This window comes from Lysinibacillus sp. FJAT-14222, assembly GCF_001278875.1.
GTDB classification, from domain to species: domain Bacteria; phylum Bacillota; class Bacilli; order Bacillales_A; family Planococcaceae; genus Lysinibacillus; species Lysinibacillus agricola.
In genome coordinates this window covers 20,466-36,637 of record NZ_LIYL01000029.1, presented here as the reverse complement: position 1 = coordinate 36,637, position 16,172 = coordinate 20,466, and the positions used below count along the sequence as shown (strand labels likewise).

Annotated in this window: 12 protein-coding genes; 2 read left to right on the top strand and 10 right to left on the bottom strand. The window is 36.1% G+C overall.

Features of this window, described 5'->3' with window-relative positions; translation table 11 throughout:
- Positions 1-163 precede the first annotated feature (163 nt).
- From AN161_RS13800 to AN161_RS13770, 7 genes are all read right to left on the bottom strand, one after another.
- Entirely contained in the window at positions 164-1,417 is a 1,254-nt protein-coding gene (locus tag AN161_RS13800) for an ArgE/DapE family deacylase (RefSeq protein WP_158003029.1), read from the bottom strand.
- Between the two features lie 77 nt (positions 1,418-1,494).
- Entirely contained in the window at positions 1,495-2,883 is a 1,389-nt protein-coding gene (locus tag AN161_RS13795) for an APC family permease (RefSeq protein ID WP_053594942.1), read from the bottom strand.
- 42 nt (positions 2,884-2,925) lie between these two features.
- Positions 2,926-4,278, bottom strand: a complete 1,353-nt coding sequence (locus AN161_RS13790) for an APC family permease (protein WP_053594941.1) — start codon at positions 4,276-4,278, stop codon at positions 2,926-2,928.
- 48 nt (positions 4,279-4,326) lie between these two features.
- Complete coding sequence (locus AN161_RS13785) at positions 4,327-5,961, bottom strand: amidohydrolase (RefSeq protein ID WP_053594940.1); 1,635 nt, start codon at positions 5,959-5,961, stop codon at positions 4,327-4,329.
- Between the two features lie 157 nt (positions 5,962-6,118).
- On the bottom strand, positions 6,119-6,775 hold the full coding sequence (locus tag AN161_RS13780) for a GNAT family N-acetyltransferase (RefSeq protein ID WP_053594939.1): 657 nt from the start codon (positions 6,773-6,775) through the stop codon (positions 6,119-6,121).
- A gap of 167 nt (positions 6,776-6,942) precedes the next feature.
- On the bottom strand, positions 6,943-8,364 hold the full coding sequence (locus AN161_RS13775; protein ID WP_053594938.1) for an NAD-dependent succinate-semialdehyde dehydrogenase: 1,422 nt from the start codon (positions 8,362-8,364) through the stop codon (positions 6,943-6,945).
- Between the two features lie 61 nt (positions 8,365-8,425).
- Complete coding sequence (locus AN161_RS13770) at positions 8,426-9,802, bottom strand: aspartate aminotransferase family protein (protein ID WP_053594937.1); 1,377 nt, start codon at positions 9,800-9,802, stop codon at positions 8,426-8,428.
- 206 nt (positions 9,803-10,008) lie between these two features.
- Here AN161_RS13770 and AN161_RS13765 point away from each other — a divergent pair, with 206 nt between their 5' ends.
- Complete coding sequence (locus AN161_RS13765) at positions 10,009-10,920, top strand: LysR family transcriptional regulator (protein ID WP_053594936.1); 912 nt, start codon at positions 10,009-10,011, stop codon at positions 10,918-10,920.
- A gap of 671 nt (positions 10,921-11,591) precedes the next feature.
- Here the strand turns inward: AN161_RS13765 and AN161_RS13755 are convergent.
- The 3 genes from AN161_RS13755 to AN161_RS13745 form a co-directional block, all read right to left on the bottom strand.
- Complete coding sequence (locus tag AN161_RS13755; RefSeq protein WP_053594934.1) at positions 11,592-12,029, bottom strand: VOC family protein; 438 nt, start codon at positions 12,027-12,029, stop codon at positions 11,592-11,594.
- Between the two features lie 307 nt (positions 12,030-12,336).
- Positions 12,337-12,714, bottom strand: a complete 378-nt coding sequence (locus AN161_RS13750) for a VOC family protein (RefSeq protein ID WP_053594933.1) — start codon at positions 12,712-12,714, stop codon at positions 12,337-12,339.
- Between the two features lie 212 nt (positions 12,715-12,926).
- On the bottom strand, positions 12,927-13,700 hold the full coding sequence (locus tag AN161_RS13745; RefSeq protein WP_053594932.1) for an alpha/beta hydrolase: 774 nt from the start codon (positions 13,698-13,700) through the stop codon (positions 12,927-12,929).
- 211 nt (positions 13,701-13,911) lie between these two features.
- Here AN161_RS13745 and AN161_RS13740 point away from each other — a divergent pair, with 211 nt between their 5' ends.
- The gene (locus AN161_RS13740) at positions 13,912-16,011 is read left to right on the top strand and encodes a hypothetical protein (RefSeq protein WP_053594931.1); all 2,100 of its coding nucleotides are present in this window, start codon (positions 13,912-13,914) and stop codon (positions 16,009-16,011) included.
- Positions 16,012-16,172: the final 161 nt, after the last annotated feature.

The window sequence follows — 16,172 nt, the reverse complement described above, 5'->3', positions numbered from 1 at the left end:
TAGGAATTGTTTCGTCGATTTAATTGTTAAGAGAGATTTGTTTTATCAAATAAGCCTACCCCCTTTTTCCATAACATTCCTAATCATCCAGCTACCTAAGCTAGAAGCATTATGAGAGACACTATATTAGTTTGAAATGGATATTCCCAAAAGTTAACGATGATTAACTCTCGCTCCACTTAATAATATAATTTGCCAAAACATTAGTTACTTCTACTACGCTATCTAAATGAACACATTCATCTGGTCCATGCATATTTTCTCCAATTGGCCCAAAGCACAATCCTTGTTTTCCGTAATACTGAGTAAATCGTGCATCATTTCCTCCAGCTCTTCCAACCATTATTACTTTATGTCCGATAACATCTTCTGCATTTTCGTTGAATAATTTTACAAAAGGGTTCTCAGGATCTTGGTACCATGGCTCCGTTGACCATCCAAACCACTCTATAACAGGTGGATTTTTATCCATCCACTCATCGCCTAAGACAGATTTCATAATCGTGTCTTGTACTAGTTGCTTAATTTCTTCGCGAGTTTCCCCTGGGATAAAACCAATTCTTCCTTCGAGGATCGCTTCCCCTGGAACTGTCGATACCCAGTCCCCAGCTTTTAGTACACCTAAGTTTAAGTGAACGGACTGTCCAGACCCCTTTTCAAATAAATCAAACTTAACATTTTTAGCACGCCATTCACTTAATTCATCCAGCGCACTAAGGATTTTCATCATTTTTGAAATAGCATTTATGCCTTCATGCGCTAAACCAGCATGCGCTGTTCTTCCCTTTACATACACTCGGAAATACATAATCCCCCCATGACATATTGTCATATTCAAATTATGTGGCTCTGTCGAAATGTACCCATCTGTTACGAAGCCTTCCTCCAAACATGCTAAAGCTCCGCCGCCACCACCAGCTTCTTCTTCTATTACTGAATGTAGCTGAACATCTCCAGCAATTGGATAACCTAAATCAATTAATGTTTTCAATGCGAACCAATTTGAAATAAGTCCTGCTTTCATATCGGCAGAGCCTCGACCGTATAACTTGTTTCCAATAATATCTCCACTCCATGGGTCCATCGTCCAGTTTGAATATGGTTCAGGAGAAACAACATCTACATGCCCGTGAATCGTTAATGACTTACCTTTGGAGACACCTTTATGTATTCCGATAATATTTTTTCGGTCTTCAAACGGAATACCTGAATCAATAAACGCTTCATGAGCTGAAACCTTCTCATATTTTGGTTCAATCTCATGCAAAATCAAGTTAAGTTCTTCATATTTTTTTTTCATGTATAATTGCATCTCTTGTTCATTACCAACAACGCTTTTTATACGTACGACATCTTGAATTGTTTTAAATAATTCTTCTTTATTTTCTTCTATATACAGTCGAATTTTTTCTTTCAAAGCAATCACTCCTTTATTTACTTCTTGTGTCATTAAAAAGAGGAAGATTATCTAAGAGATTCTCATCCTCTAAATAGTTAATTCAAGACTTTAATCTTATCTTCATTAAAAATCTCTTTATCTAATGACTCCAAGTCATCAATAGAGTCCATGCTTCCAAGTTCTTTTTTAAAGAATCGTGTTATAAACAGCATGTAAATGATTCCGATTATAAGCCAAACGATTCCACCTATAAATGCATCAGCGTGTAAATGATACCAAAGAACCCCAGTAGCTAATGCTCCGAAAGAAGGCATAATTAAGTACTTAAAGGTTTCACTGCCTGATCTCCTTTTCTGACGAATATAGAAATGAACAATAACAGATAGGTTAACGAATGTGAATGCAATTAATGCCCCAAAGTTAATGACTGAAGCAATTAATTCTAAATTTGGTCCTATTGCAAATAATGATACGATTCCCGTCAAAACAATCGTAAAAACAGGCGTTCTAAATTTAGGGTGTAAGTATCCGAAAGTTTTTTTAGGAAGTACACCATTTCTGCCCATAACAAACAGCAAACGAGATGCACTTGCATGAGATGCAAGTCCTGAAGCTACAGTAGCAGCGAAAGCTCCTGCAATGAAAAGCAGTTGGAATAACTTCCCTCCTACATATAAACCAATTTCCGGCAATGTATCATCTACATTTTCGAACACAGAAACATCCGGGAATAATGCTTGTGTAAAATAAGAAGCAATAAAGAAAATACCCCCACCGATTAAAACAGTTAGAAGGATTGCTCTAGGAACTGTTGATGTATCCTTTGCTTCTTCCGTATACATTGTTATTGCGTCGAAACCGATAAACGAGAAAGCTACTACTGTTGCCCCAGTTAAAACGGCTATTAATTTCACATTTTCATGTGATAGTGGATGAATCGTGAATAAAGTACCATTTCCCATACCGTGATAAAGTTGTACAGAAGCAAGTATTATGAAGATACCTATTAAACAAATCGTGAAAACAACGAGTATAAAGTTTAAGCTGGATGTTGATTCCATACTATAAGCATTAATTGCAGTAACTACAATGACATAAGCAAAAACCCAAATCCAAACAGGTACATTTGGAAACAGAGATTCCATATATATTCGAATAATTAATGCATTAACTAAAGGTAATAATAAATAATCTAATAACGATGTCCATCCTACGAGGAATCCTAGGTGAGACCCCATTGTTTCCCGGGTGTATGTATATGCTGAACCAGCAGCCGGGAATACCTGTACCATCTTTCCATAACTAATCGCCGTCAATACCATTACTACCAAGGCGACAAAATACGCCATTGGTACTACACCATTTGTTAATTTTGATACAATTCCAAACGTATCAAAGACCACTGTAGGCGTCATATATCCTAATCCCAGTGCAACAATTGACCAAACACCTAATGACCTTTTGAGCGTAGTGTTATCTGTCATTCATCCATCCCCTTTACATATTTTTAGCTGCTTCATTAATGTTTAAAACTGCGAATAATCAATCTGATCTGTATTGAGCACTGGTGGTTTATGCTTAAGACCTTTTGTCATAAATAATAAATAAATAACACCAATTCCTAACCAAACACTACCAAGAGCAATCGAATAAACATCTAGGTTGAAAAGCAAACAAGTTGTAAGTACTGCTCCGATTAATGGAAAAATCAAATAGAAGATAATCCCCTTTAAGGAGCGTTCTTTTCGCTTACCGTAATATAAAAAAACAACGGATAGATTCACAGCAGTAAATGCAAGTAGGGCGCCAAAGTTAATGAAAGACGCGACAATAGTTAAACTTAAAAACAATGAAGATAATGATAAAAGACCAATTAATAAAATGTTGTTAACCGGGGTTCTCGTTCTTTTATTTAGTTTTCCAAAAAAATTTTTAGGTAATTGTCCATCTCTTCCCATTGCGTATAATACACGTGCAGCACTTGCTTGAGATGCGGACGCGGAACCAAATACAACCACTGCAGTTTTTGCTAGGAATGCTGCTTGTAAGGCATTCCCGCCTACTAGGAAAATAATTTCATAGGAAGCAGAATCAGCATCTTTAAAACTCGTATAATCTGGCCAAACATTATGTGCAAAATAAGATACGACTACAAAACATAATCCACCAATTATTGTTACTAAAGATATTGCACGCGGTATGTTTTTCTCCGGATTTTTTACTTCTTCTGAAAAAGTAGAAACTGCATCAAAACCGAGGAAAGAGAAACATAATAGTGCAGCACCAGCAACTATATACTTAAATGACTCCTCGGTATTAAAAAAGGGATCAAGGTTAAATAAAATGCCAGTCCCGGTTCCAGTTACTATTGATTTAACTGATAAGATGCAAAAGACAATTAGAAATAATACCGATAAGCCTACTACGATCATGTTGATATTTGCGCTTAACTTTACACCTCTAACATTTACAAACGTCACAAGAATTACTAATGTAAGTATCCAAACATACTGTGGAACTTCAGGTATAGCAGCTGAGAAGAAAATACCAAATAGTAAAAAGTTAACCATTGGGATCAAGAGATAATCCATTAAAATTGCCCATCCCACTAAGAAACCAACATGAGAATTAATAGCTTTTTGCGCATAGGTATAGGCAGATCCCGCAATGGGGTACGCTTTTGCCATTTGACCATAACTATGAGCCGTAAACATCATCACAATTAATGCAAGTACATACGATCCAGCGACCATACCATGAGATATTTTAGAGGCTATGCCGTATGTGCTAAACACTGTAGTTAAAGCCATAAAGGCCATCCCAGTAACAACAACAGACGTTAAAGAAAGCGATCTAGACAAATTAACTGGATGTTTCATTTTTTTCACTCCTCGAATAGTAATAAAAAAATCTTCCCAGTAAAATGATCAATTAACTAAAATAGTAGGATAGTAGACTGATTCACTATAAACAACTTCACCATCCATAATTGTTAACAAAACTTTCGTTTGAAGAATTTCTTTATTTTCTACTTCAAAGAGGTTTTTATCTAGTACAATAATATCTGCTAATTTTCCAACTTCTAATGTACCCAAATCTTTTTCTCTGAATGTGCTGTATGCTGAACCTTTTGTATACGCTTTCAACGCTTCTGCGAGTGTTATCTGCTCTTGACTATTCCACTCATAATCACCAGTAAAGTCTAGTCTCGTAATCGCATGGAAAATTTCTTTAAAAGGATCTAATGTTGCTATTGGATAGTCTGTACCAAGAGCAATATACTCGACTGCGTCGTATAACGTTTTACATAAATACGTATAAGGGTCTTTCTCTTTACCGACACGCAAAGTATGACTTTCTTTTGGCATCAATGCTAGATGAGAAGGCTGTACAGATGGAACAACCCCCAATTCTTTAAATCTCTTAATATCTGTCGGATGAATCACTTCAATATGCTCTAGCGCATGTCGTGAATCTCTCACACCATTATCCATCCTTGCTGCTTCAAATATATCTAGAGCAAGCCTAACTGCGCCATCACCAATTGTATGGAAGCGAATTTGAAATCCTTCTTTGTCCGCTTTTGTCACCCAGTTTTTGATCGTTTCTACAGGAAAAGCAGTACTCCCTCGTGTTATAGGTTTGTCTAAGTACGGATCTAACATGTATGCGGTATGTCCAGTTACAACACCATCAATAAACTGCTTAAGTCCTGCAAGCTGTAATTTTTCGGAATTGTACTTTTCACGCAAGCTTATCGCTCTATCTATATCATCATTTAACTCAGGGTAAAGATGAATTCGAGTCGTAAGTTTTCCAGCTTCATCATATGCCTTATACATATCGAAACTATTTAACTTATCAAAACTACTTGCAAACAAATCATTTACTGATGTAATGCCTAATTGAGCTGATTTTTTTAAGAACTCTTCAAACAATTCTTCTTTCCGTTTATCCGGAAATGCGAGAGCAATATCCACAACTAAATTCATTGCTGTTTCAAGAAGAACTCCTGTAATTTCATTATTTTCATCTTTTTGAATCGTACCATTAGGAGGGTCTTCAGTTTCATTTGTAACCCTAGCATTTTCAAGTGCTAAACTATTAACCCACGAATAATGACCTTCTGCGTGGAAAAGAATAATCGGGCGATTAGGAACTACTTTGTCTAAAGAAAAACGTGTCGGCAAGCATTTCTCTGCCCAATTTGTATGATCCCATCCATAGCCTATAATCCACTCATCAGCATGCACGTTTTTCGAGAATTGCTTTACTAAACTAGCAACTTCTTCTTCCGAATGAGCATCCGATAAATTGATACTTGCATGCGAGAAAAGACTACCAAACATGAGATGAAGGTGCGCATCATGAAATCCTGGCATAATGAGTTGGTTGCCATAATGATATTCCTTCGTGTCTAAACCTATAAATGGTTTTATTTCCTCCATCAAACCTACCGCAATGATTTTGTTACCTTTAATCGCAATAGCAGCTGACTTTGCTTCATTTTCTATACCTGTAAATACTGCTTCACTCGAAATAACTTTATCAGCGATAACCATTTATAACGCCTCTCTTTACCTAAGATTTACTTCTAATGGAACTCTTATAACAATTAATTGAAAGCGCTTACATATCTAAAGAAGTTAAATAATCGCGATAAACAATGGGCATCCACTGTTCGCCTATTATAATAGGCGAACATAACGGACAAAAGACTCATACTAATTTAAGCTTATAAACTGGATTTTTCCATTCCAAAAGTGTTGCATATTCTAATGACTCAACATCCCCAGGTAAATAGCCTGGCATTACTTTATTTAATACGTATCCGTTTTTCATTTGGAATGTTAATACAGGATCATATATCTTCCCTTTCATTACCTCTAGTGCATACTCATCTGCACTCATCTGCTCAGCATATTTATAGTAAAAAGGTATACGACCACCTACTAAGATACTTTCTAAGTTAAGTTTCTCACATATTCTTTTTCGGCCATCATACAAATGACGTCCCAATTGTAACCCTCTAAAATCTTCGTGTACTCCAATTTCAATACCATATAGGTTTCTACCATTAGGGTTATGATTTCGAATAAATCCTAAATCACAGATTTGAAAATATGAGTGATTATCTCCGTAATCTTCAAAATTTACAATTAGACTTAAAGCGGTTCCTACAATTTTACCGTTATATTCTAGACAAATTTGACCTTCTGGAAACAACTCAATCTGACTTTCAAAATGCTCATATTTTAATGCCATATCAGGTCCAAAACACCTCATAGAAAGTGCGGCAACTTCAGCAAGATCCTCTTTTAAAATATTGCGGACAACTATTTCTTGTCCATTATTTTTTAAATTTACTTGAGACATAATAAATTCACCCTCTTATTTTATTGGAATTAAATTAAAGTTTATTACTTTATTAATTGTGTAGACTGTCTCCCATACATTCTTTAGAAAATATGTATGGGAGACATGGAGAATGTAAACAAGTCTACTACAATATATTTAGTTACCTAGATTAGTAACATTTTTTATTATTTTAAATAAATCGATACAAACTTCTTCTCCAAGTACTCCTCAAGTCCGTACCAACCGCCTTCTTTCCCCATTCCACTTTCCTTCATACCACCAAACGGAGCTTGTACAACCACTGGAGCTGGATCATTAATACCAACAATTCCGAACTCTAAAGCACGCATCATTCGTAAGCCTCGACCAATGTCTCGCGTATAACAATAAGCTGCAAGACCATATTCAGGATGGTTTGCTCTTTCAACTACCTCTTCTTCCGTCTGAAATGTATAAATTGGTGCAACTGGTCCAAATGTTTCTTCTGTTGTAATCTTCATATTATCGCTTGCATATTGAATAACTGTGGGCTCAAAGAAGTAACCGCTTCCATTATTTAATGTAAATACATTACCACCCGCAATTACTTTACCATCATGTTTCACAGCGTCTTCTACTTGACTTTTCACTTTTTCAAGAGCCACTTTATTAATTACTGGACCGACATTTACGCCATCTTCTAATCCATTTCCTACAACTAATTTAGATACCTTTTCAGCTAACTTTTCTGAGAATTCATCAGCTACAGTTTCTGCTACGTAAATCCGGTTAGTGCTGATGCAAGTTTGACCTGAGTTAATAAACTTAGACACTAAGATACCATTAACTGCTGCGTCAATATCAGCATCCTCAAATACAATATACGGTGCGTGTCCACCAAGCTCCATTGATATTTTCTTCACTGTATCAGACGATTCACGGATAAGTTTTTTCCCCACACGCGTCGAGCCAGTAAATGTGATTTTACGAACATCTGGGTTACTCGTCATCTCGTTTCCAATTTCTTCAGCTGGGCCAATTACCAGGTTTGCAACTCCAGCAGGTAGTCCAACTTCATGAAAGCATTCGAATACTTTTATCGCCGAAAGAGGAGTTAAGTCAGCCGGTTTTAAAACAATCGTACAACCTGCAGCAAGTGCAGGTGCAATTTTTCTTGTAATCATCGATAACGGGAAATTCCATGGTGTAATAGCTGCACATACCCCAACAGGTTCGCGAATTACCATTAGATGTTTATCAGCTGCAGATGCAGGAATTGTTTCCCCATAAATTCTCTTAGCTTCCTCTGCATACCACTCTAGATAGCCGATCGCACCTGCTACTTCACGAGTAGCATCTGGTAAAGGCTTACCATTTTCAAGTGTAATTGTTTCAGCTAATTCTTTTGTTTTTTCTTTCATCAATTGAACCACTTGAAACAGGTAGTTGCTGCGCTCATTTCCAGTTGTCTTACCCCAGAATTCAAATGCTCTCTTCGCACTTTCGATTGCTTCTTTAGTTTCAGTTTTACCACCTGTAGCAACAGTTCTAATTATTTCTCCTGTCGCAGGATTTGTTACATCTAATTTATTTCCTGTATCTCGCCATTCACCATTTATATAAAGCACTAGAGAACCTCCCCTTTTTTAACTATAACCACCACTACTCAACTTACTTTATAGGAATAGTTTAGTTGCGTGTATTTTTAAAAGCAGTAATCGAATCGTCTATAATTTGAATCATTTTTTCAATTTCTTCTTTGTTAATAATAAGCGGTGGCGCAATTGCTACAATTTGGTTATTGGCTCCAAGCGCTCTTAATATTAATTGGCGTTCGAAACATGCGTCAACTACCGCATTTGCTGGGAAAACAGTTGGATCAAATAATTTTCCACTTGTTGGATCTTCGTAAAGTTCAAATGCAGCCAACAGACCAATTACTCTGCAATTTGTTACAATAATATGTTTTTCAGCTAAGTAATCTAAACCTTTTTTAAGTTCTTTCTCCATTTCGTTTACGTGGTCAATAATATTATCACGCTCTAGTATTTCAATGTTTTTCAGTCCAATCGCACAAGCAGTCGGATGGCCACTATATGTGAAACCATGTGGGATAACAGCATCGAAGTTAGCAATTGTTTCTCTAATTTCATCATTCATCATGACCCCGCCAAGTTGCGAATAACCACTCGTAATTCCTTTTGCAATTGACATCATATCAGGGACAACATTCCAGTTGTTTACACCAAACATTTTCCCCGTACGACCAAATCCACAAATAACTTCATCTGCCATGAAAAGGATATTGTGCTCGTCACAGATTTTACGAACTGCTTCTAAGTAACCTTCTGGTGGAATATTAACTCCGCCCGCACCTTGCACAGGTTCAATAATAATTCCGGCAATCGTCTCCGCACCTTCTCTTTCAATTGTTCCACGTATAGAATCTGCATAGTTCGGGTCACTTTTATCACCTAACTCGCTGTTTAATAGGTGGGCTGTTGCACGAACAACTCCGTCTATATTTGATGATGCGAACTTGTGGTATGCTGCAAGACCAGTAGCTGTTTGTGCTCCTATTGTTACACCGTGATAAGCATTCGTTAGCGCAATAATCTTTCTTTTTTCTGATTTCCCTTTAAGCTCCCAGTAGAAACGAGCTAATTTAATTGCTGTATCATTTGATTCTGACCCACCAGAAGTGTAGAATACACTATTTAAATCTCCTGGTGCTAACTCAGCTAATTTTTCAGCAAGTAGAATGGATGGTTCATTTGAGAATCCTTTAAATGATGATGCATACGCGAGGGTAGATAATTGACTATTACCAGCATCTGCAAGTTCTTGATTCCCATGTCCTAAGTTCACGTTCCAAAGCATTGACATCCCGTCGATGTATTCCACATCATCCGTACTTGTAACTGTAACGCCTTTACCTTTAGCAAAAATTATAGGCGGTCCATTGTCAATTAAAGCCTTCGGATTTGTAGCTGGATGTAGCAAGTGCTTTTTGTCCAGTTTAGCTAACTCTACAGTTTTTGATTGTTGAGTAATTTTAGTTGTCATTGATAAAACCTCCATTTATAAATTAATAATTTGCGATTGGACATACTCTGGTATCAACTAACTTCAAATTGAAATACAGTTCAGATACAATTTTTGAACTATTCTTAATTATGAGAATAGTATATCTTTACATTTTTATAATGTAAATTATAATATTTATATGACTTCCATATATTTTATGAATACTAAAAGGAGGAGTTATCCAAATGAACCTTCATCGTTTACATTGTTTTATTACAGTAGTTGAGGAAGGTAGCATTACAAAAGCTGCTACTGCACTGCAAATGACTCAACCCCCCTTAAGTATTTTAATTAGAAAATTTGAACAAGAATTAAATGTCACTTTGTTTAATCGTTTAGGTAGATCTCTTGAATTAACACCAAGTGGAGTATTTTTATATGAAAAAGGAAAAGAATTACTTGATTTATCTGAGAATACGGAGAAGAAATTAGTCGAGTTTCACGAAGGAATTAGAGGTACTGTGAAATTGGGTTGTACTACTTCAGCAAATCTATTTATTTTGCCAAATGTCTTAAAAAAAATTCAAAAGGAAACTCCTAACATAGTTACACATGTTCGCGAGGGTAATACATCATATATTTTAGAAGAACTAAGAAGTCATAAAATAGATATTGGAATTGTCCGAACTTCAGTAAGAGCGGAGGACATCCATACTTCAACACTACTAACAGAACCTTTACTTTTAGCTCTTCCACCCAACCATCATCTATGTGAAAAAGATTCTATTGATATTGCAGACTTGAAAAACGAACGATTTCTTTTAAATACAACATCTTATGGATCAGGTGTTGCTGATGATGTGATCGAGGCATGCCAAAAAAGTGGATTTACGCCTAATGTCGTTTACTGGGGGACAGAAACATTACCAACACTTATGATGGTAATGAAAGGCGCAGGAATTTGTTTTGTACCTAGCTGTTTCAAGCTACTTAATTCTCCTGATTTACCGGTACTTAGACCACTAGCAAATCCAGTGTTACAAACAAAACTTAATATAATTACACTTAAGGATCGTTACATGACATCAATTTCCAAACGATTTCTTGCGATTACCGAAGAGGTTGCAGAGAAAATGGCAAGCATTTTCAATGATTAATGTGATTTAAGTAATGGCGTTCAAGTTAAAATATTCGGTAGATAATGCATAATAAGTCAAAATAAGCATTCTCACTATAACATCAGTTAAGATAAGAGTGCCTTAAAAGTTTGTTCTTTCTCCATTAATAGGTATGGGAGCAGTTTTATTTCCTGCTCTATGTGCTACGAGACAAGATGTGATGAAGGGATTACGCTAGAATGTATAGCTTTTAAATTCTTTTTATAACAATTGTAGCTAAGCTTAAATTCAAATAACTCTATCATCAATTGAAAAAGAACTTCGAATAAGAAAAACATAGGGAGATTTTAGTCCTCCTATGTTTTCATTCATATTATTTATCTGTTTGTTCTTGCTTCTTTTTCAAATACTCCGTACGTATTTTTTCAAGTTGCTGCTTTTTATCAAATTTGGCAGGCTTGTGTTTTTCATGATACTTTGTCACAGCTACCTTACCTTACTAATCCGCAAAGTTAACTCAATAAGAAAGGCTCCTTTGACTTTGGTAGCTTGATCTTAAACTCCTGCACCCTGTTTTAATAGTGGGGAAAACAATAAAGCTTCTTGTTAGGTAAATAAAAGGAAAAGGAAACAGAAATCTGGAGCTGTTATTTCTTTTTTTAATAACACTGCTTCCATTACAGAATTCTTTTCATTTTAATTAACATTACTTATTTGATTTCCTCAGCCAACTCCAAAATAATTCCCTCTGGACCACGAACGTAGCATAATTTATAACTTTCTTCATATTGCTGTATCTCACTAAAGATTTCCGTACCCTTCTTTTTCAATTTGGCAACAACTGCTTCAATATCTTCAACAGTAAATGCAATATGTCGGATACCCAGTGTATTTGCGAGGGGTTGCTGAATATCTTTTTCATCTGATGGTGTATAAAATTTGATTAGCTCTATCCATGTCTGACTATCTGTCGTTCCCAATCCTACACACGCTACTTTAGCGTCATTAAGCCCAACTGCATATCCCATTAACTCTCCTTCCATTTCCCATTCCCCTTTCACCTCAAGTCCAAAATCGAGAAAAAACTCTTTAGCGGCAGAGAGATCATTTACGATTACACCCACATGATCTATTCTTTGGATCTTCAAATTTCATACCTCCTATGTTCTTGTTATTTTGCACTATCCTGTATTCAAATTCTAGTATTAACAATGGGACGATTACAATAATACTAACAGTGAAGAAAAAAATCATTTAACTAATTTTATATTAATTATTTTAAATTCCTTCCCATTACCCTAACGCTGTCAATGGGATAATTATTCATATACTTTCTACCTATTTTTTCATACTTTGATTATTTAACAATTTGTTGAACAAGAAAAAGATGGGATCTTTGTGGAATCCCATCTTGAGGTAAAGCCCCAGTTCATTTAATAAAGAAGATATTACGAATTAAATTTGTACTTCGCTCATTAAAGCATGTGTATTTCCTTCAGTATCTTTAAAGAAAGCCATCCACGTTTCTGTATTTCCCATTTTCGCAACAACATGTGGCTGATCGATAAAGGACACTCCTTTTTCAAGCAATTCTTCGAAGGTTTTTTTTATATCTTCGACCTGAAAATAGATAACTGAACTTGAATTTGCAAATTCATTTTTTTCAGGAAGTGAAAGAAGAAGTCGTTGCCCATTGCACTCAAAAAATGCCATTCTTTCTGTACTAAAAAGAAGGGATAACCCTAATACTTCTTTATAAAATTCAATTGCATTTTCTACATTTTTCACTGGTACTCCAATTTGTCCAATCTTTTGAATTACATTAGTTTCCATTATTATTCCTCCATTGAACACTCGATTTGTATGCCAAATTGTAAGAGCCACAATCCTATCTATTCTATTTAATCCGAACATTTTCCTTCTTCTTCAACTATTCTACCCCGTTAGATGCGTTGGATGTAAATTCTGGGGACATCCGATATTCTCTGATTCTCAAGGAGAAATCTTATCTCCACCCTAATCAACTAAAAAATTTGCACTATGTACTATTTAATAATCTTTCCTTCTGGTAACTTACCATCTATTAGCCACTCTTCTACAAAACGGTTAAAAAACTCAGGGTTCGCTAATGAGACACCGTGGCCGATGTTTGATAACACAACACCTTGGCAATTAGGATTGCTATTTACAAGATGGAGCGCAGATTTTTTCATGTTGCCCTTCTCTTTTTCACCAACAGTTACTAAAATGTTACATTGGGCTTTCGAAAAATCATGCGGGATGGCAAATGACATATTTTCTTGCAAAATTTTAATAAGGGTATCTAATTTCATCTTTGAACTATCTTCATAATATTGCTCAAAATATTCATCATCTACATACAATGTTTTCGCTTGAAGCTTTGCGAATGATTTATTTTTTATTAGGGGAAAAGATAATTTTATTAATGGTCTAATCCATTTTTCTGCAACTGGGGAAGGCGTCACTAAAGCACTGTTGATAATAGCATAATCTATTAATTGCGACTTTAGACTAATCATTTGAATAGCAATTTGTGCCCCTAATGAAAAACCGACCACTATGACCCGTTTATTTTCTGCTTTTTCTTCGATTAAAGATAGAAGCTTTTTTGCACAATCTTCAATTGAAAAAATAGAGGTATTATTAGCCTCGTTATCTATTAATTCTGGTACAACGCAATGATAATCGGAAAAATATTGGACTTGTTTATCCCACATCCACCCTCCAACACCCCCCCCATGAATCAACAGTATGAGTGGCTTATGTAGATCACCGTACTCCTTATAATGCATTACCACACCTTCTTTCTTCGTTCTTGTATTTCTCGGGAAATAATAAGATTATTCTTACATTTCACTCACTTTATTTATTTTACTATTTATAGTGTCATATTTATAGTTACTGCTGCATATATAATACTTGAAAAACATTTTGATTTTTTAATGAAGCATTGTGGCTCTTGGGATTGAGGAAGAAAGACAAAAAATAATAAACATGGAGGTAATACAGATGGATCAAAACAAAACGAACGAAGCTAAAGAATTAGTAAAAGCCATTAACCCTTCCAGTTTAGGCGATTTTTCCCTCTCACCAATTAGTGGTTTATATGCATGGAGCGAACAGCAAATCCGTGAGGAACTTCGCCTTGACGTAGACGGATACTACTCACAAATGGTAGCAAGCGGAACTATTATTTCGAACCAGTCTTCTACTATTCATTGGATTGCTAAGTTAACAGCTAATGGTCCAGATACTTGGACAGGCAATATTCGAAATAAATACCTAGACGAAATACAATCATTTCCTTATACAAATGTAAAAATACAAATAACACGCGGGTCATTGCCTGAACAGCATACTGCCGAAGTCGCGTTTCTGATCGGAGGGGAGACAGACAGAACTAGCACGTTCCAGTTTCAATCCCCTTATTTCCATCCTGTGGAATTTGAATTTGATGCTGAAGAAGGGACAACACCCGTTACAACCTATCAAACTCACGCGCATCCAGACAAGCCTACATCTTTGCCGGATGAAACTCTATCAATCGCAGAAATATTTAAACGAACTGGGTTTGATGTAAAAATATCGGACGGTAATAATATTGTTTCCAAAGACTATGCAGGGACTGATAAAAAGTGGAACACTCAAGAGATGCATGATGCCATGCAAGTATATTGGTCACACTTTGATAATAAGCCCCAATGGTCCATGTGGACATTTTTTGCAAATTCGGAAGCTGAAGAAGGCCATGGTCTGGGCGGTATTATGTTTGATAGCATAGGTCCGAATCATCGCCAAGGGACTGCCATTTTTAATAATTCATTTATTGCCGATCCACCTAAAGGTGACCCCGCTCCTGAAGCTTTTGTACAGCGATATCGTTTTTGGTGTGCTTGCCATGAGATGGGACATGCTTTCAATCTCCTGCACTCTTGGCAAAAACACCTAGGTCATCCTTGGGAACCGTTGGAGCGCCCTCTTACCCCAGAACCAAAGGCTCTAAGCTTTATGAATTATCCTTACAATTTTGATAGTAAAGCTGGTGGCAAGGAGTTCTTTAAAAACTTTGAGTATCGTTTTAGTGATCAAGAGCTTTTGTTTATGCGACACGCACCTGAGCACTTCGTACAAATGGGTAATGCTGACTGGGCTGTAGATCATGGGTTTGAACAACCGATCATTTCTATTCACCCTTCTTTTAATCTTGAATTAAGAGTTAACCGTAAAACACCTATATTCCAATGGTTAGAACCTACAGTTATTGAAATCAAACTAACTAATACTTCAAATCAACCTCAGTCAATCAATAAACATTTATTGTCCGATTTATACGGAATGTCTGTAATGGTTAAAAAAGATGGAAAACAAGGACGTCGGTTACTACCTCATGTCCAGTATTTATGGAACCTAGAGAACAAGGTAATTATGCCTGGTGAATCCCTGTATGAAACCATTTTCGCTTCCGTTGGGAAAAATGGCTGGTTAATTGATGACCCAGGATTTTATAACATTCAAGTAGCTATGCAAATAAACGGCCATAACATCGTATCAAATAACTTAAGACTTCGAGTTTTGCCACCTACCGGATACGATCAGGAATTCCTTGCTCAAGACTTTTTCTCTGAAGAAGTCGGCCGTGTACTTGCACTCGATGGCAGTCGTTATCTTGAAAAAGGGAATGATATCCTTCGTGAAGTAACCGAAAAACTTAGTGACCATGCTGTTGCTCTTCACGCTCATATCGCTCTTGCTAAACCATTGGCGTTCGATTATCAATTCCTTGATCTCACAGATAGCTCAGATTCAAGAGGTAAAATCAAAATAATACCTGCCCAACCAGATGAGGCACGTAAACAGTTTACTTCTGCATTAACAGAGCACAAACAAATTGCTGCTAAGACACTTTCCAATATAGACTATCATGAATATATGGGAACATATAGTGAATTTCTAAGTAACCAAGAAGAAAACAAGGAAGCCGCAGAGGTACAGAATGTCCTTTATCAAACGCTGTCTGAACGGAATGTTCTAGACAGTGTATTACAAAAAATCCAAAATCGCCGCGAAGCCTATGAACAAAAGGAAAATGAATATTTTACGAACATATAAAATTTCTACCTAAATAAGCAGCTTTCAATCTAAATATAAATAGAAAACCGTTATTTCGAAAAAAAAGATTGATCGAAAATGACGGTTTTCTGTTTCATTTTAAAGTTTGATCATTTCTTATTGTACTAAGCCCCCGTCGTATCTCCAAGTGTGTAACTTTT

What these genes read in the sequence shown, in the direction of transcription:
- AN161_RS13795 (WP_053594942.1), bottom strand. Translation starts at nt 2,883, where the DNA reads ATGACAGATAACACTACGCTCAAAAGGTCATTAGGTGTTTGGTCAATT.
- AN161_RS13790 (WP_053594941.1), bottom strand. Translation starts at nt 4,278, where the DNA reads ATGAAACATCCAGTTAATTTGTCTAGATCGCTTTCTTTAACGTCTGTT.
- AN161_RS13785 (WP_053594940.1), bottom strand. Translation starts at nt 5,961, where the DNA reads ATGGTTATCGCTGATAAAGTTATTTCGAGTGAAGCAGTATTTACAGGT.
- AN161_RS13780 (WP_053594939.1), bottom strand. Translation starts at nt 6,775, where the DNA reads ATGTCTCAAGTAAATTTAAAAAATAATGGACAAGAAATAGTTGTCCGC.
- AN161_RS13770 (WP_053594937.1), bottom strand. Translation starts at nt 9,802, where the DNA reads ATGACAACTAAAATTACTCAACAATCAAAAACTGTAGAGTTAGCTAAA.
- AN161_RS13765 (WP_053594936.1), top strand. Translation starts at nt 10,009, where the DNA reads ATGAACCTTCATCGTTTACATTGTTTTATTACAGTAGTTGAGGAAGGT.
- AN161_RS13750 (WP_053594933.1), bottom strand. Translation starts at nt 12,714, where the DNA reads ATGGAAACTAATGTAATTCAAAAGATTGGACAAATTGGAGTACCAGTG.
- AN161_RS13740 (WP_053594931.1), top strand. Translation starts at nt 13,912, where the DNA reads ATGGATCAAAACAAAACGAACGAAGCTAAAGAATTAGTAAAAGCCATT.